Origin of the sequence: Klebsiella sp. 10 (assembly GCF_018223925.1) — a bacterium.
In the GTDB taxonomy this organism is placed as follows: Bacteria; Pseudomonadota; Gammaproteobacteria; order Enterobacterales; family Enterobacteriaceae; genus Klebsiella; species Klebsiella pneumoniae.
The window spans coordinates 41,706-61,390 of sequence record NZ_JAGRRB010000019.1 but is presented as its reverse complement, the minus strand read 5'-3'; the positions used below and the strand labels follow the sequence as shown (position 1 = coordinate 61,390).

Annotated in this window: 20 protein-coding genes and 2 tRNA genes; 13 read left to right on the top strand and 9 right to left on the bottom strand. The window is 54.9% G+C overall.

Annotated elements, in window-relative coordinates; all coding sequences use genetic code 11:
• The first annotated feature begins 77 nt into the window (after positions 1-77).
• Entirely contained in the window at positions 78-1,028 is a 951-nt protein-coding gene (cbl, locus tag KHQ26_RS21865; protein WP_004175385.1) for an HTH-type transcriptional regulator Cbl, read from the top strand.
• 78 nt (positions 1,029-1,106) lie between these two features.
• Positions 1,107-2,048, top strand: a complete 942-nt coding sequence (ldtA, locus tag KHQ26_RS21860; protein WP_075204419.1) for a L,D-transpeptidase — start codon at positions 1,107-1,109, stop codon at positions 2,046-2,048.
• Positions 2,049-2,246: 198 nt separating this feature from the next.
• Here ldtA and KHQ26_RS21855 read toward each other — a convergent pair whose 3' ends face one another.
• The 4 genes from KHQ26_RS21855 to mtfA all read right to left on the bottom strand — a co-directional run bounded on the left by KHQ26_RS21855 (position 2,247) and on the right by mtfA (position 4,865).
• Complete coding sequence (locus tag KHQ26_RS21855; protein WP_004189211.1) at positions 2,247-2,483, bottom strand: hypothetical protein; 237 nt, start codon at positions 2,481-2,483, stop codon at positions 2,247-2,249.
• A 300-nt stretch (positions 2,484-2,783) separates the two neighbouring features.
• On the bottom strand, positions 2,784-3,536 hold the full coding sequence (locus tag KHQ26_RS21850) for a LysR substrate-binding domain-containing protein (RefSeq protein ID WP_004189213.1): 753 nt from the start codon (positions 3,534-3,536) through the stop codon (positions 2,784-2,786).
• A 352-nt stretch (positions 3,537-3,888) separates the two neighbouring features.
• Positions 3,889-3,964: transfer RNA gene (locus KHQ26_RS21845), tRNA-Asn, on the bottom strand.
• A gap of 100 nt (positions 3,965-4,064) precedes the next feature.
• Positions 4,065-4,865: a DgsA anti-repressor MtfA gene (gene mtfA / locus KHQ26_RS21840; protein ID WP_072141170.1), complete on the bottom strand. Its 801-nt coding sequence runs from the start codon at positions 4,863-4,865 to the stop codon at positions 4,065-4,067.
• 90 nt (positions 4,866-4,955) lie between these two features.
• Here mtfA and KHQ26_RS21835 point away from each other — a divergent pair.
• Positions 4,956-5,045, top strand: a tRNA-Ser gene (locus KHQ26_RS21835).
• Positions 5,046-5,317: 272 nt separating this feature from the next.
• Here KHQ26_RS21835 and ompC read toward each other — a convergent pair.
• On the bottom strand, positions 5,318-6,463 hold the full coding sequence (ompC, locus tag KHQ26_RS21830) for a porin OmpC (protein ID WP_002911596.1): 1,146 nt from the start codon (positions 6,461-6,463) through the stop codon (positions 5,318-5,320).
• A gap of 538 nt (positions 6,464-7,001) precedes the next feature.
• Between ompC and drpB the strand changes: the two genes are divergently transcribed.
• The 4 genes from drpB to KHQ26_RS21810 all read left to right on the top strand — a co-directional run bounded on the left by drpB (position 7,002) and on the right by KHQ26_RS21810 (position 9,985).
• The gene (gene drpB / locus KHQ26_RS21825) at positions 7,002-7,283 is read left to right on the top strand and encodes a cell division protein DrpB (protein ID WP_004151461.1); all 282 of its coding nucleotides are present in this window, start codon (positions 7,002-7,004) and stop codon (positions 7,281-7,283) included.
• 42 nt (positions 7,284-7,325) lie between these two features.
• The gene (locus KHQ26_RS21820; RefSeq protein WP_002911594.1) at positions 7,326-8,033 is read left to right on the top strand and encodes a phosphohydrolase; all 708 of its coding nucleotides are present in this window, start codon (positions 7,326-7,328) and stop codon (positions 8,031-8,033) included.
• A 76-nt stretch (positions 8,034-8,109) separates the two neighbouring features.
• On the top strand, positions 8,110-9,510 hold the full coding sequence (locus tag KHQ26_RS21815) for a DNA cytosine methyltransferase (protein ID WP_004175390.1): 1,401 nt from the start codon (positions 8,110-8,112) through the stop codon (positions 9,508-9,510).
• Entirely contained in the window at positions 9,491-9,985 is a 495-nt protein-coding gene (locus KHQ26_RS21810) for a very short patch repair endonuclease (protein WP_004200342.1), read from the top strand. Before KHQ26_RS21815 ends, KHQ26_RS21810 begins: the two co-directional genes overlap by 20 nt.
• Here the strand turns inward: KHQ26_RS21810 and yedA are convergent.
• Positions 9,960-10,871 carry a drug/metabolite exporter YedA gene (yedA, locus tag KHQ26_RS21805; protein ID WP_020804452.1) on the bottom strand — a complete coding sequence of 304 codons (912 nt, stop codon included), beginning with the start codon at positions 10,869-10,871 and terminating at the stop codon, positions 9,960-9,962. The two genes, KHQ26_RS21810 and yedA, sit on opposite strands and share 26 nt — an antisense overlap.
• 183 nt (positions 10,872-11,054) lie before the next feature.
• Here yedA and KHQ26_RS21800 point away from each other — a divergent pair, with 183 nt between their 5' ends.
• Together KHQ26_RS21800 and dgcQ are read left to right on the top strand one after the other, a co-directional pair.
• On the top strand, positions 11,055-11,966 hold the full coding sequence (locus KHQ26_RS21800) for a DUF808 domain-containing protein (protein WP_002911591.1): 912 nt from the start codon (positions 11,055-11,057) through the stop codon (positions 11,964-11,966).
• 115 nt (positions 11,967-12,081) lie between these two features.
• On the top strand, positions 12,082-13,761 hold the full coding sequence (gene dgcQ / locus KHQ26_RS21795; RefSeq protein WP_020804443.1) for a cellulose biosynthesis regulator diguanylate cyclase DgcQ: 1,680 nt from the start codon (positions 12,082-12,084) through the stop codon (positions 13,759-13,761).
• Between the two features lie 299 nt (positions 13,762-14,060).
• Here dgcQ and KHQ26_RS21790 read toward each other — a convergent pair whose 3' ends face one another.
• A complete protein-coding gene (locus tag KHQ26_RS21790) occupies positions 14,061-14,282 on the bottom strand; it encodes a YodD family protein (RefSeq protein ID WP_002911589.1) in 222 nt (73 codons plus the stop codon).
• 133 nt (positions 14,283-14,415) lie between these two features.
• Between KHQ26_RS21790 and dsrB the strand changes: the two genes are divergently transcribed.
• On the top strand, positions 14,416-14,607 hold the full coding sequence (dsrB, locus tag KHQ26_RS21785) for a protein DsrB (protein WP_002911586.1): 192 nt from the start codon (positions 14,416-14,418) through the stop codon (positions 14,605-14,607).
• A gap of 32 nt (positions 14,608-14,639) precedes the next feature.
• Here the strand turns inward: dsrB and rcsA are convergent, their stop codons facing one another.
• Positions 14,640-15,263 carry a transcriptional regulator RcsA gene (gene rcsA / locus KHQ26_RS21780; protein WP_002911561.1) on the bottom strand — a complete coding sequence of 208 codons (624 nt, stop codon included), beginning with the start codon at positions 15,261-15,263 and terminating at the stop codon, positions 14,640-14,642.
• Positions 15,264-15,635: 372 nt separating this feature from the next.
• On the opposite strand from rcsA, the gene yedD reads away from it, so the two are divergent.
• Positions 15,636-16,070: a lipoprotein YedD gene (gene yedD, locus KHQ26_RS21775; RefSeq protein WP_004189223.1), complete on the top strand. Its 435-nt coding sequence runs from the start codon at positions 15,636-15,638 to the stop codon at positions 16,068-16,070.
• Between the two features lie 41 nt (positions 16,071-16,111).
• On the opposite strand, the gene amyA is transcribed toward yedD, so the two are convergent.
• On the bottom strand, positions 16,112-17,599 hold the full coding sequence (amyA, locus tag KHQ26_RS21770) for an alpha-amylase (protein ID WP_004189225.1): 1,488 nt from the start codon (positions 17,597-17,599) through the stop codon (positions 16,112-16,114).
• 200 nt (positions 17,600-17,799) lie between these two features.
• Here amyA and tcyJ point away from each other — a divergent pair, with 200 nt between their 5' ends.
• Both tcyJ and dcyD read left to right on the top strand, forming a co-directional pair.
• On the top strand, positions 17,800-18,600 hold the full coding sequence (gene tcyJ / locus KHQ26_RS21765) for a cystine ABC transporter substrate-binding protein (protein WP_016831817.1): 801 nt from the start codon (positions 17,800-17,802) through the stop codon (positions 18,598-18,600).
• Positions 18,601-18,695: 95 nt separating this feature from the next.
• Positions 18,696-19,682 (top strand): D-cysteine desulfhydrase, encoded by a 987-nt coding sequence (dcyD, locus tag KHQ26_RS21760; RefSeq protein ID WP_004141132.1) that lies wholly within the window; start codon positions 18,696-18,698, stop codon positions 19,680-19,682.
• Positions 19,683-19,685: the final 3 nt, after the last annotated feature.

Below are 19,685 nucleotides of genomic sequence, written 5' to 3'. Positions count from 1 at the left end.
GTTTTTATTATTTGTTACCTGGGACAACAGACTTTAACAATAGCAGATACGTTAAGTCCATTGGCCCGGAGGAAAGGGTGAACTTCCAGCAGCTGAAAATTATCCGTGAGGCGGCCCGTCAGGATTACAACCTGACGGAAGTCGCGAATATGCTCTATACCTCGCAGTCAGGCGTCAGTCGCCATATCCGGGAACTGGAAGAGGAGCTGGGGATTGAGATCTTTATCCGCCGCGGCAAACGCCTGTTAGGCATGACCGAGCCGGGTAAAGCGCTGTTATCGATTGCCGAGCGGATCCTCAATGAAGCCAGTAACGTTCGGCGGCTGGCGGATCTCTTCACTAACGATGCGTCAGGCGTCTTAACTATCGCCACCACCCATACTCAGGCGCGCTACAGCCTGCCGCCGGTCATTAAAGCTTTCCGCGAGCTGTTCTCAGATGTTCGCGTCGAGCTGGTGCAGGGTACCCCGCAGGAAATCGAAGCGCTGCTGCATAACGGCGGAGCGGATATCGGCATCGCCAGCGAGCGCCTGAGCAACGATCCGACGCTGGCGGCTTTCCCCTGGTTCCGCTGGCATCACAGCCTGCTGGTGCCGAAGGATCATCCTTTGACGCAGGTTTCTCCCCTGACGCTGGAGGCGATCGCCCGCTGGCCGTTAATCACCTACCGCCAGGGGATCACTGGCCGTTCGCGCATTGATGAGGCGTTCAACCGCAAGGGGTTGATGCCGGATATCGTGCTGAGCGCGCAGGATTCCGATGTGATCAAGACCTATGTGGAGCTGGGGCTGGGCGTCGGGCTGGTCGCCGAGCAGTCCGGTGATGCCCGGGAAGCGGACACCTTTACGCGTCTTGATACCCGCCATCTGTTCGATGCCAATACCGTGTGGTTGGGACTGAAGCGGGGCCAGCTGCAGCGGAATTACGTTTGGCGCTTTATCGAATTGTGCAATGCCGGACTGTCGCTGGATGAGATTAAGCGTCAGGCGATGGAGCCGGAAGAGGTCGCAATCGACTATCAGATTTAAGGAAATGCTGGCCAGCGGGTCGGGGAGTGGAAATAACGCTATAATTCACACACGTGAGTCGCGACTGAGGAAGGGAAAATGACGATGCGGCGTGTGAAATTACTCTGTACGGCGCTGATGCTGCTTGCCAGCCACGGCGCGCTGGCCGTCAGCTATCCGCTGCCGCCGGAGGGGAGCCGTTTGGTGGGCAGCGCATTTACCATTGCCGTTCCGGACAATAACACCCAGCCGCTGGAAAGTTTTGCCGCCCAGTACGGCCAGGGGTTAAGCAATATGCTGGAAGCCAACCCCGGGGTCGATGTCTATTTGCCACGCTCCGGTTCGACGCTGACTATTCCGCAACAGCTGATCCTGCCCGACACCGTGCGCGAAGGGATCGTGATCAACGTTGCCGAAATGCGTCTCTATTATTACCCGCCGCTGGGCAATAGCGTCGAAGTCCTGCCAATCGGCATTGGTCAGGCGGGACGCGAAACGCCGCGTAACTGGGTGACGGCAGTAGAGCGTAAGCAGGAAGGCCCCACCTGGGTGCCAACCGCCAATACCCGCCGCGAGTATGCGAAAGAGGGCAAAACGCTGCCGGCGATGGTGCCCCCCGGGCCCGATAATCCGATGGGGCTGTATGCGATCTACATCGGCAGGCTCTACGCCATCCACGGTACCAATGCCAACTTTGGTATCGGGCTGCGCGTCAGCCAGGGATGCATCCGCCTGCGCAATGACGATATTAAATTCCTGTTTGATAACGTGCCGGTTGGGACGCGGGTTCAGCTGATCGATCAGCCGGTGAAGTACAGCGTGGAGCCGGACGGCAGTCACTGGCTGGAGGTGCACGAGCCGCTGTCGCGCAACCGCGCGGAGTTTGAATCCGACAGAAAAGTCCCCTTGCCGATGACCTCGGCGCTGCGCGAGTTTACTCAGGGGCCGGGAGTGAGTCCTTCGCAGGCCGATCAAACCCTGCAGCGCCGCTCCGGCATGCCGGTGAATATCAGCGCCACAGCGGCGCAGGGAAGTTTGTAGCGGGTCGTTTAGTCTGATTAACGGCTATTGTAAGAAGGCTCTTTTGCTGTCGATGCATTCAACGTTGTTGGGAATAAGGATCGGGAAACCGATCCTTAACTTATCAGCAGTGGCGGTGATGGCGTTTTAATGAGGGCGCCAGGAGATGCTCAGGAGGGGATGATAAAGTCTGCAAATATGCCTATGGACTTAATCTTGTTACTGAGGATTTTTTTTTGGGCTGCCATTGTCCATGAAAGCGAAGATACCGCTTATGATAGCCAATATCCAGAATATAATACTAATGAATTTTGCAGAATCCATATTATCAAAACACTCCTGACCACAGCCACTACCGCTGACCCCCATCCCGACGATCATGAAGCTCATCATGCCGCTCAACAATGCCAGAATCACGAAGACTACAGTGATGAAAATTTTTATACCTTTTGTCATAAATTAATATCCTTATTTTATTAAATGCAATTTCCTATCATTATAATGAATGATACGGGAATGACGATATTAAAGATAAAGTGTACCTCATCGGTAATCCCATGAATACTGTAATTAGGTAAACAGGCTAGTGTTAGGGAAATATTTACAGCGAATCCCGAATAGGACGGCAATTCCGCATTATAGTTCTTGGATTCGTTATAAATATTTAAATTGGGAAAACGATTTCTATAATTCACTTTCGTTCAAAACAACGGGAATGACCCCCATCGCCGCTGATAAGCGAATCAGGGGATGGCGTCACTGATTGTTGGCAATGGGGACATGCTGCTCCATCAATTCAACGATCCAGTCAATAAAAACGCGCAGCTTGGCGTTGACATGGCGGTTCGGTGGAAACGCCAGGTACAGAGGCATTGGGCTAATCCGCCATTGTGTAAATAATGGAATCAAAGCGCCAACGGCCTGATGCGCTGCCGCCATATAGTTGGGCAGCGCAATCACGCCTAAGCCAACTAACCCAGCTTCGAGGTAAGCATTGCCATCATCCACGGCAAGTACGTAGTTGCCCGTGATTTCAATACGTTCATTCTCACTGCACAGTACCAAAGGATCAATCTTACTGGTGCGTGAGGACAAGAATCCCACTATGCAATGGTCAGTATTTTGCAGCTCGCGCGGGTGTGCGGGAGCGCCAAGGCGTTCCACATAGCTGGGGGCGACGTAGACGCCGATTTGCAAATCGCCGACATGGCGTGCGATTAGGGACTGGTCGGTGATTTGACCACCGCGCAGAACGCAATCCACGTTGTCGCCGATCAGATCCACTCCCCGGTCGCTCACACCCATGTCGATCTGGATATCAGGGTAGCGGGCGTGGAAAGCCGGTAGCGCCGGCACCAGAATAAGGCGGGCCAGCGGACTCGGTACATCCACCCGTAGCCGTCCCCTGGGCGTCATCGCCGCACTGGACAGGCTGTTTTCAGCATCCTCCATGTCTGCTACGCAGCGGCAGACCCAGCGGTTACCGCCGGATCGAAAGTCTGTAGCCATAAGGTTGGAAGCAGCATCGCTGATTTTCACCTGCGGGGATCACATACGGAACCTTGGACGATACCTACGGTACGATGCTGCTTATACCCGCTGGCGGAGAGATGTCAGAAGCGACGGTGTTGCCGATCTTTTTTGGAACCGCGCATTATTGCCTTACACCCAGGTATGGTCCGGCACGGTTAAACCGCCTTTATTTAAGCCTTTGCGGGAGCGTGGGGCTCACGGCCGTTCAGCTTGCCTCATAGCAAGAAAATAGCACCTACACCAGGATAAGATTGCATGCTTGGGGAGCGGAGAGGATCACGGAAAGCAAAAATCCCGCTCAGGTTTCCCTGAGCGGGATTTTTAAATTTGGCTCCTCTGACTGGACTCGAACCAGTGACATACGGATTAACAGTCCGCCGTTCTACCGACTGAACTACAGAGGAATCGTGTGAACGAGGCGCATACTACTGGCCTCGCATTTTTGTGTCAACACTAAAATTAACCTGCTGATTCAAATGGCTAAATTTAGCTCAACACGTTGTTTTAGTGAACAATGCGCCGATCGCCTTCGTCCTGCAGGCCATTCTCACGTCTACGCGCCAGCGGATCCTGGCGGTAAAAGTGGCAAAAACGCTGCCACAGGGCCGGGAAGCGAGGCGCGAACAATTCAGGCGCACTGAAAAAATATTCCGAGAGGACAGCAAAGCATTCTGCGGGATCGGTGGCGGCATAGGCGTCAATACTGGCGGCGCTTTCGCCTACCAGATCGATCTCATCCTGAATGTTGTTCATCGCGGCGTGGAGATCATGCTCCCAGCCGGCAACTTCACGCAACGGGATAAGCGGCACGCCGCTGGCCCGGTCGCCGTTCCGCGTATCAAGCTTATGCGCCACTTCATGCACCACAAGGTTAAAGCCTGACGCATCAAAAGAGTCTTGAATATCCAGCCAGTTCAGCACTACAGGACCCTGTTGCCAGCTTTGTCCCGACTGTACCACCCGCTGGTTGTGGACCAGACCAATATCATCCTCCCATTCATCATCAACGATGAAAGGGGCAGGGTAGATCAGCACTTCATGGAAGCCATCCAGCCACTCAATGCCCAGCTCAAGCACCGGCAGACAAAAGAGCATAGCAATGCGCGCCTGATGCAGCGGGGTCAGCTCCAGCCCCTGCAATGCCACCAGCCGCTTTTGCTGTAAAAAACGGGCAGCCATCTGCGTGAGCTTGTGCTGCTCAGCGGACGAAAGATGGGCTAAAACCGGAATGGCAAGCGCTTGCTCCCAGGGCATCTCTGCGTTGCCGGACTCATCATCTGCTTTCCAGGGCCATTTAAACATCATATTGCTCGCAAAGTCGTCACTTGAACACAATTACCGAAACGGGAGCTATTAAAATGCCAAAGATCCTGGCATTATAGCAACCATCACAGCGGAGAGATGCCGGAGCGGCTGAACGGACCGGTCTCGAAAACCGGAGTAGGGGCAACTCTACCGGGGGTTCAAATCCCCCTCTCTCCGCCACTTTTCTTGCTCTAACCTACCCTTCAATAACACCGTTAGCTTCAGGTATAACGCCTGCGCTGGGGTATCACCATCATCATCGTCCTGGTTTCAGCGTAGAGTCGCGGTAGCGCGCTTTATCCTTTTGGCACCTTATCGCCGCTTTTAGCCCGAACGAGCTTAAACGCATCATAAAGAGGGAAGGTACGCCTGGAAAGCGGCAATGTCGAAAAGAGTGATCTCAACGGAGCGGGAACATAAAAAAGCCCGCTGAACGCGGGCTTTGACGGGGATCAGAACTGATAGACCAGGCCGAGGGCGACGATATCATCGGTCGCGATACCGCTGTTTTTGTAGAAGCGGTCGTCTTCATCCAGCAGGTTGATTTTATAATCCACATAGGTGGACATATTTTTGTTGAAGTAGTAGGTCATGCCCACGTCGACATACTTGACCAGATCCTTGTCGCCGTAGCGAGAATAGGCGTAGAGATCTTTACCCTTCGACTGCAGATAGGCCACGGACGGACGCAGCGGTAAATTAAAGTCGTCGAACTGATACTGCGCGACCACTTCGAAGTTCTGCGTTTTGTTGGCAATTCCGCCAAAACTATCGTTGCCATAGAAGGTCATGTTGCGGGTCTCAGCATACATGGCGGCCAGATAGATGTTATTGGCGTCATATTTCGCGCCGACGGTCCAGGCATCGGCTTTATCGCCGTTGGCATAACGCTGGCTGCTACGCGCGGCCGCCAGCTGGTTATGGGTACGGTCAGAAGACGAATACGCTGCCCCGAAGCTGATGCCCATATCGAGATCGTAGTAGCTGGAGATACCAAAACCGTCGCCATTTTCCCGCGCCAGCTTACGTTTCCCACCGTTATTAGTGCCTTCGCCAGAACCGGCGTTTTCATTATTACCCTGATACTGCAGGGCGAAATGCAGGCCGTCGACGAGGCCGAAGAAATCGCTGTTACGGTAGGTGGCCACGCCGTTAGTACGGCCGGTCATGTAAACGTCGGTCTGGGTGTAGGTATCGCCGCCGAATTCCGGCAGCATATCGGTCCAGGATTCAATGTCGTAGACCACGCCGTAGTTACGGCCATAGTCCAGCGACCCGCAGTCGGCAAACTTCAGGCCGGCAAAGCCGAGACGGGTCCAGGAATTCGCACCTTCTTTTTCGCTAGTGTTCGCCTGAATGTTGTATTCCCACTGACCGTAGCCGGTTAACTCGGAAGTAATCTGCGTTTCGCCTTTCAGACCAAAGCGAACATAGGTCTGGTCGCCGTCCTCTGAAGCGTCGTCAGAGAAGTAATGCAGGCCGTCAACTTTCCCGTAGAGGTCCAGTTTATTACCGTTTTTGTTATAGATTTCGGCGGCATTAGCGGCGCTAGCCATTAATAATGCCGGAACCATAAGTGCCAGTACTTTTCTTTTCATTATATATTCCCTTTTAATAATAATTTCTATGAATTATGACAATCCCTCCGGAATGACGATCCGATACTAACGACTAAGTTCATCTTTATTTAAAATAAAATATGTAAATAAATAATGTTAAACATTTCAAAATATTTCTAAGTGGTTCTTTATATTAAATTTTGATGTTTGTGCAAAATTCATTATTTTCTTATATAGCAATGCTTTATTGTATATTTGGTAGGTTGTTGTTAATTTTATGAAATAAATTGCACAAATAATAATCAAGTACATTATTCATTATGGGAATTTATTTTGTGTGAATGTAAATATCCAGGGGATTATCAACCCAGCTTGCGATAATTAAGTAATGAATAGCTTTAAGCGTACGGGAGATAATAAGGACATCTCTTCAGCCTGTGCGCATTGGCAGCATAAGTCGCGAGAAGGCGCAGAAGACGAAGATGAAACTGCTGCCTGTGACGCAGGTTAGCGGTATAATGTGATGCGTGTCACGTTTTGAGTGACAATAGTCTGTTGTGTCACGGAGAGGAATGAGATGGAAGAGCAGGCAAAACGCAGCCCGGGAGGGAAACTTGCGCTCTGGGCGTTGTATGCTTTTTGCGGATATTGTGTCTGGGTCATTGTGCGTTACTGGTGGGTAGTGGGAAAAATTCACAGCGTTCCCGGCGCCAGCGTGGAGGGTGATTTTGGAACAACGGCCGGGAAATGGCTTGGCGCCCTGTTGGGTATGCTGGTCCTCGGCGGCATTGGCTCTATTCTCGGCGCGGTCGTCTGGTATACGCGTCCATCCCGCGGCGAGCAGGATCATCAGCGCTAAAATTGCTATGCTCGAGGCTGACCCTCAGATAAAGGAAAGCCTATGGACCTGGTTGACTGGCAGCAACGATTTGAGCGCTGGATACTGACGCACCATGCGCAGGATGACGCCGCACACGATCTGTCCCATTTTCGTCGCGTCTGGGCGACCGCCACTCAGCTGGCCGCGGGGGAGGAAGTCGACCGGCTGGTACTCCTCACGGCCTGCTATTTTCATGACATCGTCAGCTTGCCAAAAAATCATCCGGAGCGAAGTCGATCCTCGATGATGGCCGCCGAGAAAACCCTCGCCATTCTGCAGTCGGCCTTTGCTGATTTTCCTGCGGATCGTTACCCGGCGGTCAGCCATGCCATCGAGGCGCACAGCTTCAGCGCGGCGATCCCACCGCGCACGCTGGAGGCGAAAATAGTTCAGGATGCCGATCGACTCGAGTCGCTGGGAGCCATTGGTCTGGCGAGGGTCTTCGCTGTCGCCGGCGCCCTGAATACCATCTTGTTTGATGCCGAAGATCCTTTTGCTGATCGGCGGGCGCTGGATGACCGCAAATATGCCCTCGACCATTTCCAGTGCAAACTTCTGCGCCTGCCGGAAACCATGCAAACTGACAAGGGGAAAGCGATGGCGCAGCATAATGCCCGTTTTCTCGTCGAATTTATGGCTAAGCTCAGCGCGGAGCTGCAGGGGGAGCCGCTGGCGCTGGATGAAGCGGTTTTGCGCCGCTTTGCACCGCAGGCGTCAACCGACCGGTGATTTATGGTACTCTCTGCCAAAATCGTCCGCGTTGGTTGAGGATATGCCGCAAAAGTTAAGCAAGGAACACAGGTCGTTGTCGTTGGCTGAACAGGCCGGGGAAGACGCTGAGGCGCTGCTGCGTCAGCTGATGACGATCTACGATGTAAAAACGCTGGTTGCCGAACTGGTGAGCGTCGGCGAACAGCACTGGAGCGCGGCGATCCTCAAGCGCGTGGTGGCGCTTGGCCGCGTGGCGGAGCGTTTGCGCCCGCAGGAAGTTGCTCATCTGGCGACGCTCCTGCCTTCGCCGCCGGCCCATCATCCGCACTATGGGTTCCGTTTTATCGATCTGTTTGCCGGTATTGGCGGGATCCGCAGTGGTTTTGAAGCCATCGGCGGGCAGTGCGTTTTCACCAGCGAGTGGAACAAGCACGCGGTACGCACCTATAAGGCCAACTGGTACTGTGATCCGCAGCAGCACCGTTTTAATGAAGATATCCGCGATATTACCCTCAGCCAACGCTCTGACGTTAGCGACGAGGAGGCGGCGCGGCATATTCGCGAATCTATCCCTCAGCATGATGTGCTGCTGGCTGGCTTCCCCTGCCAGCCTTTCTCGCTTGCCGGCGTCTCTAAGAAAAATGCGATGGGCCGTGCGCATGGCTTTGCCTGCGAAACCCAGGGAACGCTGTTTTTTGACGTGGTGAGAATTATCGCGGCTCGTCAGCCAGCGATTTTTGTGCTGGAGAATGTCAAAAACCTCAAAAGCCACGATCAGGGGCGCACTTTCCGTATCATCATGCAGACGCTGGATGAGCTGGGATATGAAGTAGCTGACGCGGGGCATACCGGGCCGGATGACCCGAAGGTGATTGACGGGCGCCATTTCTTGCCTCAGCACCGGGAGCGCATCGTGCTGGTGGGTTTCCGTCGCGATCTGCAGCTGCATGCTGGATTTACGCTGCGCGACATCGCGGCGCAGTACCCGGCGGTGCGGCCAACATTTGGCGAGCTGCTGGAGCCGACGGTCGATGCGAAATTTATTCTTACGCCGGTGCTGTGGAAATATCTTTATCGTTATGCCCGCAAGCATCAGGCGCGGGGCAATGGCTTTGGTTATGGCCTGGTTGACCCCGCCAATCCCCACAGCGTGGCCCGGACGCTTTCTGCCCGCTACTATAAAGATGGTGCCGAAATTCTCGTCGATCGCGGCTGGGACCGGCCGCTCGGTGAGAAGCATTTTGACGATCCGCTGAATCAACAGCGGCGGCCTCGCCGGTTGACGCCGCGCGAATGCGCCCGGCTGATGGGCTTTGAATCCCCGCAGGGGGCGCGTTTTCGCATCCCGGTATCGGATACGCAGGCCTATCGTCAGTTTGGCAACTCGGTGGTGGTTCCGGTCTTCGCCGCGGTGGCGAAACTCCTGGCGCCGCGCATCGCTCAGGCGGTGGCGCGCCGTGAAGCGGATGATAATGATGGCGGATGTTCACGATAAAGCGACGCGCAGTAAAAATATGCGGGCGATCGCCACGCGCGATACGGCGATCGAAAAGCGGATAGCGGCGCTGCTGACCGGGGCGGGATTCACCTTTGTTGCCCAGGATCGCGCGCTGCCGGGACGTCCCGATTTCACTTTACCCGACTACCGTTGCGTTATCTTTACTCACGGCTGTTTCTGGCATCACCATGACTGCTATCTGTTTAAGGTGCCGGCCACCCGCACGGCATTCTGGCTGGACAAAATCGCCGGTAACGTGGCGCGCGACGCCCGCGACCGGCAAAAGCTGGCCGAAGAGGGCTGGCGGGTATTAATCATCTGGGAATGCGCCCTGCGCGGGCGCCTTAGGCTGAGTGATGCGGCGCTCACCGAACGTCTGGAAGAGTGGATCTGCGGCGCCGGACACGACGCGCAGATCGATACGCAGGGGATCCGCGAACTGACGACTACTTCGACGCCTTACAAGGAGTAGCCTCGCTGCGGACGGGGAAGAGATATTTCCCCAGCGTTACCAGCACTACGGCGAAAATAATCACCGCCAGCGCCAGCCACTCAATGAGCGACAGGCTCTCGCCGCCGAACCCAGTACCGAGGAGCACCGCGACCACCGGATTAACATAGGCGTAGCTGGTGGCGACCGCAGGGGTGACATTGCGGATTAAAAACATGTAGGCGTTAATGGCGATCAGCGAGCCAAAGATGGCCAGATAGGCCAGGGCGGCGATCCCGGACCAGGAAGGGACGCGGGTTAAGGTTTCACCGCTCAGCCATGAGGCCGCCAGCAGGACGATCCCGGCGGCGAGCATCTCGATTGCCCCCGCCATCATGCCGGTCGGCAGTACGATTCGCGAACCGTAAACCGAGCCGAAGGCCCAGCTTAGGGAACCAATCAGGATCAGCAGTGCGCCCCAGGGGTTGCCGTTCAGGTTGCCTCCGCTGTTGAGCATCACGATACCCGCAAGGCCAATGGCAATGCCCAGCCACTCCAGTTTACGGGTGGCGATGCCGAAAAAGCGGCTGAAGCATAAGGTGAACAGCGGTACGGTGGCGACCATCACCGCCGCGATGCCGGAGGGGACGTGCTGATGTTCAGCCAGCGTCACGAAGCCGTTGCCAACCGCAAGCAGCAACACGCCGATCAGCGCAGCGTTAAGCAGCGGACGACGCGCCGGTAGCTTATGGCCGGTGGCCAGTAGCCACCCCAGCAACAGTAAGCCGGCAGCGAGAAAACGAATGCCGGCCATCATTAGCGGCGGCCAGCTGGCGACCCCGACGGCGATAGCGAAATAGGTAGAGCCCCAGATGATATACAGCGCAAACAGCGCCCCGATGAGCGGTAAAAGCTGACGGGTAGACATACTTCCTCACGACGGTGCAGAGATAGAAAGGGGACATATAGTAAACGTGAAAACTATCGTGCTGGCGAGTGGTTAATTTGCGTCAGGTTGTTAAATTTATATTGACTAATTGTACCTTGGGCACCGGCCGTTTTTTAACGCATACTCGAGGGAGACATTGATGAAAAGAGAAGGAAAATCATTTTGGCAGGAAGTAGTCTTTTAACATTACTTGATGATATCGCCACGCTGCTGGACGATATTTCCGTGATGGGCAAGGTAGCGGCGAAAAAAACGGCGGGGGTGCTGGGCGACGATTTGTCTCTCAATGCCCAACAGGTTACCGGCGTGCGGGCGAATCGCGAGTTGCCCGTGGTCTGGGGAGTGGCGAAAGGGTCGTTCGTTAACAAAGTGATCCTCGTGCCACTGGCTTTGTTGATCAGCGCCTTCATCCCCTGGGCGATTACGCCATTGTTGATGCTGGGCGGCGCGTTTCTCTGTTTCGAAGGGGTGGAGAAGGTACTGCACAGTCTGGAAGCGCGGAAACACAAAGAGGATCCTGAACGGCGGCAGCAGCGTCTCGCCGCGCTGGCGGAGCGCGATCCGCTGGCCTTTGAGCGTGACAAAGTAAAAGGCGCGATTCGCACCGATTTTATTTTGTCCGCGGAAATTGTCGCCATTACCCTCGGCATCGTGGCGGAAGCTCCGCTGCTTAACCAAATCCTTATTCTTTCGGGGATTGCGATTCTGGTCACTATCGGGGTGTATGGCCTGGTGGGGGTGATCGTCAAGCTGGACGACATGGGTTACTGGCTGGCGGAAAAACGTAGTGCGCTGGCGCAGTGGCTAGGTAAAGGGCTCCTGGCCGTCGCTCCCCGCCTGATGAAGGTGTTGTCCATCGTCGGGACGCTGGCCATGTTCCTCGTCGGCGGGGGGATAGTCGTTCACGGTATTGCGCCGCTGCATCATGCCATCGAGCACTGGAGCGCGGGGTTGGGTGGGGTGATGGCCTCCACGCTGCCGGTCGTCGCCAACCTGGTGCTGGGTTTTATCATCGGCGCGGTGGTGCTGGCGGGCGTTAAGGCGGTGAGCAGCCTGCGTGGCGCTGGAAAGTAGCATGGCGAAACGCAGCGTAACGGCGCCGCGTGTTCTACCCTGAAAACGCCCCGGGTATCGACAGAGACCGGGGCGCTGACGCCGCGAGGTTTGCGCAACGTATTGCGAGAGAAAGATGGATAAGCCACTGCGGTTGAAGTTAAAAAAGTGCTACCACCTGGCTCGCCCGGGGCATGTGGTTAACGCTTGTTTTATCGCAGTGCTGTTTTTCTCCACGCTGCTGATCTGGCGTGAAATCAATGTCCTGGAAGAGGCCTACGTGGCCAACCAGCGTAACAATCTGGCTAACGTCGCTCATGAAATGGATGGACTGTTGCAGTTCAACATCGACAGAATGATGTTTTTTCGCCATGGGATGCAGGCGGCGCTCGAACAGCCGCTTGATATCGATGTATTGCGTAAGGCCAGCCAACGCTATCTGAGCCAGCGCCATCAGCAGGCCTGGCGGGTGGCGCTACCGAATCGGCGTACGCTGCCGGTGTTTGGCATCTCAGGCAGCGTCGCTGGCCACAACCCTATCCTGCTGGTGGACGATCCGCTGGCGGCTGATGAACTAATGGCGACGCTCGAGCTGGGTTATCTGCTAAATCTGACGCAGCACGATCGCGATTTCGCCGAGCGGATGCAGTATATCTCTCGTAGCGGCTTTTTTACCTCGACCCTGCCGCTGCGGGATGAGTCGCAGGTGATAACGCACTATTCCCAAGCCCTCGGCGCTCCGTGGTTTACCCGCCAGACCCAGCGAAATAATCCGGGGCGAGGTGTTATCTGGCAAACCTTTCCTGACGATGACCCGCAGCTGGAAGAGCAGGTGGTCACCGCTTCGATACCGTTGGATTTTGCCGGTTACTGGCGCGGCGTGCTGGCGATGGATTTCTCAGTCAGTGAAATCAAAGCGTTTTTGGTTAGCGCCATGCAGGGGGGACAAGAGGGAGAGTACCAACTTTATGATAGCCATTTGAACCTGCTGGCTTCTTCCGCGCCGGGGAATGTCCTGACCCTGCTGTCGCCGCGCGAGCAGGAGCTGCTGAGCCGCGCGTTTGTCCATGATAACCAGGGAGGGCTGCGTCTGCTGACGCGCTATATCAGCTGGGCCAAACTGCGCAATTTTGACGGCGTGCTGCTGCGGATCCACACTCTGCGGGAAGGCGTCCGCGGGAACTTTGGCACCATCACCATCGCCCTGACCCTGATGTGGGTCCTCTTCACCTTGATGCTGTTACTCTCCTGGCTAGTGATCCGCCGCATGGTCCGCAACATGAGCGTTCTGCAAACCTCTCTGGAGTGGCAGGCATGGCACGATGCCTTGACTCGCCTGCTCAATCGCGGGGCTCTGTTTGAACAGGCGATGGCGGTAGCCAGCGACTGCCAGCGCAGCGGACGGCCGCTGGCGGTGATCCAGCTCGATCTGGATCATTTTAAGCACATCAACGATCGCTATGGTCATCAGGCGGGGGACAGGGTGCTGTCGATGGTGGCCAGTACGCTGTCCAGCGCGGTTCGGCAGGGCGATCTGCTGGGCAGAGTGGGCGGAGAAGAGTTTTGTATCGTGATGCCGAATACCACCCTGCAGGAAGCGGCGGCGGTGGCGGAGCGATTGCGCCAGCGTATCCAGGGACGGGAAGTCTTTTTGCATAACAACGTGACGCTGCGGGTTAGCGCCTCGTTAGGGGTGAGCGCCAGCGAAGAGCGGGGGGAGTATCAGTTTGAAGCGCTGCAGTCGGTGGCCGATGGGCGACTCTATCTGGCCAAGCAAAATGGGCGTAACCAGGTCTGTTTTCGCAGCGCAGCGTGAGTAAAACGTTTCGATGTCGATTGGCAAAATGAGAATTATCTTAAAGTGATCGCAGGCGATCGCGCTATCGAATGAAACCGGTTTGCGGCTAAGCCTTCTCACATCAGCCTTGCAGCCCGGTCAGTCACCAGGCGCCAACATTCTCAATATTTTGCGTCATGAATATCTCTTGTCATGCAAAATAATTGAGGATAATGTTTCAACGCATCGGATTTCCCGGTGTAACGAATTTTCAAGTGCTTCTTGCATTAGCAAGTTTGATCCCGACTCCTGCGAGTCGGGATTTTTTTCGCCTGCCGCTAACGGTTGGCTTCACTGGCGCTGAAATCGTGAATATCGAGTTCGAATGCCTCCGCCAGCTCACGCCAGGTATGTGACCCGCGGCCATCAATGCTGGCGCGCTGCGGGTCGTCCAGCGTGCGATGGACTTCGCTTTCGCTGATCTCATTTATCGCCGCCAGCAGGGCATCTACGTTGACGTCAAGGTCGTCCCCGGTCTGGCCTGTTAATTGGTGCTTCATCATTACCCCCTCGCTGAGCGTTGCTCAAGCCTCTCTAAGTATAGCCGGTCTAAAAAAGCGCCAGTCACGTGCCGCGACGCTGCGAGTTGCGTGGTTTTGTTCTACACTGGCTGAAAATATAGAGGAGATGATTATGCAGGTGAACGATCGTGTCACGGTGAAGACCGACGGTGGCCCACGTCGATCGGGGGTAGTGCTGGCGATTGAGTCGTTTAGTGAAGGAACGATGTATCTGGTTTCACTGGAAGACTATCCTCTGGGGATCTGGTTTTTTAATGAAATAGGCCACCCGGATGGGATTTTCGTGGAAAAAGAGGTCTCGTAAAACTGAACTGGCGGGAGCGCCGCCAGTTTGTTTCAGCGCATATTTACCTGAATACCGGAGGTGATGTTTTCGGTCAGCCGAACGATATGATAAATCACCTGCTTATTATGCGTTTGTATTTTCTTTTTAATATTGCCTTTATGCGACGATACCGTCTTCGCTTTGATGTTCATTTGCGTTGAGATTTGCGAAGTACCATGCCCGGCCATCCACATTTGCAGCATATTTGATTCTGTTTTACTCAGTGACAATGTCGGTAAAGTTAACTGCCCTACACTGGTGTTTTTGTATTTAAGATAATTAACCAGAATAACATCAAGGTCTTTTGGGGTTATCGATTTTGAACTGATTAGCAGATTCTTCCGTACCCGCAAATAGCGGTCAAAATGGATGTTCGCCAGCGACATAAAGATAACAAACAGCGTCGCCGGGTTTTGCGTAATGATCTGGCGAATAATGCCATTACTTTCATCATCATGCACGAAACAGTCTTCATTCAGAAACACCACCGCCGGGCAACACGACGTACAGTGTTTCTGCAGATCCGCAGCACTGTTGACCTCAACGATTTCCTGTTTTTTAATTCCCCGACTGGTCAGATATCCCGTCAATCCCAACCGGGTATAGCTGCACAAATCCATAATCATCGTTGACATGACCCATCCTCAATCAACACGTAACGATATACACTTCGCACTGGCTGTGCGAAGCAGTCCTTGCGGGCGATAATAATAGTAGGTTTAGAAAGAACCCATTAGCTCCATTAAACTATTCCGCATCTATGCATATAATTTGCCAGGAAAACTCTTAAAGTAAAGTCAAGAACCGGTAGTGTGACCGAATTAAAAACAAAAAGTGCCCATAGATGCTATGGTTACGCGCCCAGTATTCTTTTACTTTCAGAATTTCCTTACTTCAAATGAAACCCGCGTTAGCGGTTGCTGGCTTGCTCGCTTATCCCTTTGCGGTGGGGGTGGAAGGCTTAACGCTTTAATGCCACAATACTTTTTTATCGGCTTGTGGGATGAATGATGAAAAAGTTATTTTTTGCTGGCATGGTGGTGGCGCTGGCCGGTTGCGTACAGGTTGATCGTTATGAGGACGTGGTTAAAGCGCCGGCGCCGGCTGGCCTTGCAGGTTTCTGGCAAACGAAAGGGCCGCAGAGCGCGATGATGAGTCCTGACGCCATTGCCAGCCTGATTGTCACTAAAGAAGGGGACACCTTCGACTGCCGCCAGTGGCAGCGCGTGATTGCGCAGCCGGGGAAACTGATGAATCGTGACAGTGAGATTTACAACGTGACCGCTTCCCTGGACATCTATCCTGTCGAGCGCGAGGGCAACACAATCTCCTACGATCGGATGACGTTGTCCCGTGTTGAACGTCTCACTCCGGAGTGCGAGAAGGCGTGGGCCAAAGCGCGAGCGACGGGGCCCGTCAGCGCGCCGGCCTCCACGCGCTGAGATTTTGGCGGGCCATAGCTGGCCCGCCCGGCGTCAGGGAACTACAGCACCTCCTCTAATACCCACACGCTCACGCTCCCCCCGTTACAAGTAAAAGTCGCGCAGCCTTCGCCATCGGTTTCGACAATCTCTTCCCGGTTACCGAGAAAATCCCGCCAGCGTTTGTTGCCATAGTTTTCGCCCAGCGTCAGCGTCTTTTCGCCCTCATCGCCATTGGACATGATCACCACGCAGCCTGGATCGTCGTCAGTACCGCTACGACTAAAGGCGATGCAGTTAGGATGATCGAACCAAAGGGTTTGCACGCCATGGGCAAAACGCTGACGGGCGTCGATCAGCTCGTGGAGTTGTTCGATAACGGGCATCTCAATGGCATAGGTCTCTCCGTCGCCGCCGGTATCCTCATAGGAAGCGCCGAAGAGATCGGCATAAAAGACCGAGGGCACGCCATTCTCCCGCAGCAGGATCAGCGCATAGGCGAGGGGCTTGAACCAGGGTTCAACCGGCGCCTCGAGGGCCTGCAGCGGCTGCGTATCATGATTGGTGACCAGAGTGACGGCATGGAAAGGGTCGGCTTCCACCAGCGTCCCGCTGAAAATCTGGCTCATGTCATAATCGCGGCCCTGGCGCGACGCTTCATGAAATTTCATCTGCAGTGGGGCATCAAACAGCATCGTTTTGCCCTCGACCAGGTCGATATACTGCTGGAGCTTCTCCACTTCATGGGACCAGTATTCCGCTACAATAAACAGCGGCTGCGGGGCCACCTCCTGAACATGCTCGATCCACGCTTTATAAAACCAGGCGGGGATATGCTTGACCGCGTCAAGACGAAAACCGTCGCAGCCGGTCTGCTCCATTACCCAGCGCGCCCAGTATTTGATCTCCTCGGTCACTGCATGATTGCGGAAATCGATATTGGCGCCCATCAGATAGTCAAAGTTGCCGAGCTCATCATCGACCTGTTCATTCCAGCCTTCGCCGGTGTAATCGTTGACGATTTTAAACACACCGTCTTCCGTCGGGTTCTCGATGTGGTCAATGCCGCTAAAACATTTGTAGTCCCAGACAAACTGCGAATACTGTCCGGCGCGCACCGGGAAGGTGTAGCGCGTCCATGCCTCGCACTCAATGATCTCCTCGTCAATTTGCGTACGATCCTGCTCATCGACGCGCTGAACGCGCAGAGCCTCTTTTTCATCAGCGCCCATTTTATGGTTGACCACCACATCCAGCAGCACGGCGATATTGTGCTCCTTCAGGGCGTTGATCGCCGCCAGCAACTGCGCTTTGTCGCCATATTTGGTGGCGACAGACCCTTTTTGATCAAACTCGCCGAGGTCAAAGAGATCGTAGGTATCATAGCCGACGGAGTAACCGCCCGAGGCGCCTTTGTAGGCGGGTGGCAACCAGACCATATTGATGCCGATTTCATTCAGGCTGGGCGCCAGCGCTTCGACCTCAGGCCACAGCTCGCCGCCGGTGGGGTAGTACCAGTGAAAACATTGCAATAAGGTGGGGTTTTTCATCTTCCATGCTCCAGACGTCAACAGGCTGACCTTTGCAGTATGGGAGATATCCAGCAAAAAGGGTGAGGAAAGCCCTGATTTTCGCTATACCCTAAAGCGGATCATATATAATAAATTTGCATAAGATGTAGCGTAACGATGTTGGTGTCAGGGCGTTAAGCGCCTTACACTACAGGAAAATCCTAACCTTCGGGGTATCTATGAAATTAGCACTTCTGGGTCGTCAGGCGATGATGGGCGCGGTGGCCGTTGTTTTGATGGCTGGCGTTAGCGTGAAAACTTTTGCGGCGGAAAACCTGCTCAATCAGATTAAAGAGCGCGGCACCCTACGCGTGGGCCTCGAAGGCACCTACCCTCCCTTTAGTTTCCAGGGGGATGACGGCAAGCTGACCGGGTTTGAAGTGGAATTCGCTAACGAACTGGCGAAACATCTTGGCGTGAAGGCCGATCTCAAACCGACCAAATGGGACGGTATGCTGGCCTCGCTGGACTCCAAGCGTATCGACGTGGTGATTAACCAGGTCACTATCTCTGACGAACGTAAGAAGAAATACGATTTCTCCACCCCATATACCGTCTCCGGCGTGCAGGCGCTGGTGAAGAAGGGTAACGAAGGCGCGATTAAAACCGCGGCGGATCTGAAAGGCAAGAAAGTGGGCGTCGGACTGGGCACTAACTATGAAGAGTGGCTGCGTCAGAATGTCCAGGGCGTGGACGTCCGTACCTATGATGACGATCCCACCAAATACCAGGATCTGCGTGTAGGCCGTATTGACGCCATTCTGGTAGACCGTCTGGCGGCGTTGGATCTGGTGAAGAAAACCAACAATACGCTGGCGGTAACCGGCGAAGCCTTCTCTCGTCAGGAAGCTGGCGTTGCGCTGCGTAAAGGCAACGACGACCTGCTGAAAGCGGTAGATGGCGCGATTGCAGACATGCAGAAAGATGGCAGCCTGAAGGCGCTGTCCGAGAAATGGTTTGGCGCTGACGTGACGAAATAACGGACAGCGGTGAAAAAAGGCGCTCCTGGAAGCGCCTTTTTTTATTTAGCGCGTAACTGTGTGCATAATGAAGCATAACTGAGTCAGGAGGGGCCATGTCACTGCAAAACTTAACCCGCTTTCCGCGCCTGGAATTGATCGGCGCGCCGACGCCGCTGGAGTATCTCCCGCGTCTGTCCGATCACCTTGGGCGCGAAATTTTTATTAAACGTGATGATACGACGCCGCTGGCGATGGGGGGCAACAAACTGCGTAAGCTGGAGTTTCTCGCCGCCGATGCGCTGCGCGAGGGCGCGGATACCTTAATCACCGCCGGCGCGATCCAGTCTAACCATGTGCGTCAGACGGCGGCAGTCGCTGCGAAACTGGGACTGCATTGCGTGGCGCTACTGGAAAATCCCATCGGCACCCGGGCGGAGAACTATCTGAGCAATGGCAACCGTCTGCTGCTGGATCTCTTTAACACCCAGGTTGAGATGTGTGATGCCCTGACCGATCCCGCCGCGCAGCTCGATGAGCTGGCGACCCGCATTGAGGCGCAGGGGTATCGTCCGTATGTTATTCCGGTCGGCGGCTCCAATGCCCTCGGCGCGTTAGGCTATGTGGAAAGCGCACTGGAAATCAGCCAGCAGTGCGAAGACGCGGTGGCGATCTCGTCAGTCGTGGTCGCCTCCGGCAGCGCCGGCACCCATGCCGGATTGGCGGTCGGCCTTGAACAGCTGATGCCGCAGGCGGAACTGATTGGGGTGACCGTGTCGCGCTCGGTCGCTGACCAGTTGCCGAAAGTGGAGGCGCTGCAGCAGGCCGTGGCCAACAGTCTCGAGCTACAGGCGAAGGCTGAAATTATACTGTGGGATGACTACTTTGCCCCAGGATACGGTACGCCAAACGAAGATGGGATGGCCGCCGTGAAGCTGCTGGCGCAGCTGGAAGGTATTTTGCTCGACCCGGTCTATACCGGCAAAGCGATGGCCGGGCTTATCGACGGCATCACGCAGAAGCGCTTTAAGGATGAAGGGCCGATACTGTTCGTCCACACCGGCGGAGCGCCGGCGCTGTTTGCCTATCATCCTCACCTCTAATAC

Bases quoted from the DNA above. Each gene is read 5' to 3' on its own strand.
- ldtA (WP_075204419.1), top strand. From the start codon at position 1,107: ATGACGATGCGGCGTGTGAAATTACTCTGTACGGCGCTGATGCTGCTT.
- KHQ26_RS21855 (WP_004189211.1), bottom strand. From the start codon at position 2,483: ATGACAAAAGGTATAAAAATTTTCATCACTGTAGTCTTCGTGATTCTG.
- KHQ26_RS21850 (WP_004189213.1), bottom strand. From the start codon at position 3,536: ATGGCTACAGACTTTCGATCCGGCGGTAACCGCTGGGTCTGCCGCTGC.
- mtfA (WP_072141170.1), bottom strand. From the start codon at position 4,865: ATGATGTTTAAATGGCCCTGGAAAGCAGATGATGAGTCCGGCAACGCA.
- ompC (WP_002911596.1), bottom strand. From the start codon at position 6,463: ATGAAAAGAAAAGTACTGGCACTTATGGTTCCGGCATTATTAATGGCT.
- drpB (WP_004151461.1), top strand. From the start codon at position 7,002: ATGGAAGAGCAGGCAAAACGCAGCCCGGGAGGGAAACTTGCGCTCTGG.
- KHQ26_RS21820 (WP_002911594.1), top strand. From the start codon at position 7,326: ATGGACCTGGTTGACTGGCAGCAACGATTTGAGCGCTGGATACTGACG.
- KHQ26_RS21810 (WP_004200342.1), top strand. From the start codon at position 9,491: ATGGCGGATGTTCACGATAAAGCGACGCGCAGTAAAAATATGCGGGCG.
- yedA (WP_020804452.1), bottom strand. From the start codon at position 10,871: ATGTCTACCCGTCAGCTTTTACCGCTCATCGGGGCGCTGTTTGCGCTG.
- dgcQ (WP_020804443.1), top strand. From the start codon at position 12,082: ATGGATAAGCCACTGCGGTTGAAGTTAAAAAAGTGCTACCACCTGGCT.
- KHQ26_RS21790 (WP_002911589.1), bottom strand. From the start codon at position 14,282: ATGAAGCACCAATTAACAGGCCAGACCGGGGACGACCTTGACGTCAAC.
- dsrB (WP_002911586.1), top strand. From the start codon at position 14,416: ATGCAGGTGAACGATCGTGTCACGGTGAAGACCGACGGTGGCCCACGT.
- rcsA (WP_002911561.1), bottom strand. From the start codon at position 15,263: ATGTCAACGATGATTATGGATTTGTGCAGCTATACCCGGTTGGGATTG.
- yedD (WP_004189223.1), top strand. From the start codon at position 15,636: ATGATGAAAAAGTTATTTTTTGCTGGCATGGTGGTGGCGCTGGCCGGT.
- amyA (WP_004189225.1), bottom strand. From the start codon at position 17,599: ATGAAAAACCCCACCTTATTGCAATGTTTTCACTGGTACTACCCCACC.
- tcyJ (WP_016831817.1), top strand. From the start codon at position 17,800: ATGAAATTAGCACTTCTGGGTCGTCAGGCGATGATGGGCGCGGTGGCC.
- dcyD (WP_004141132.1), top strand. From the start codon at position 18,696: ATGTCACTGCAAAACTTAACCCGCTTTCCGCGCCTGGAATTGATCGGC.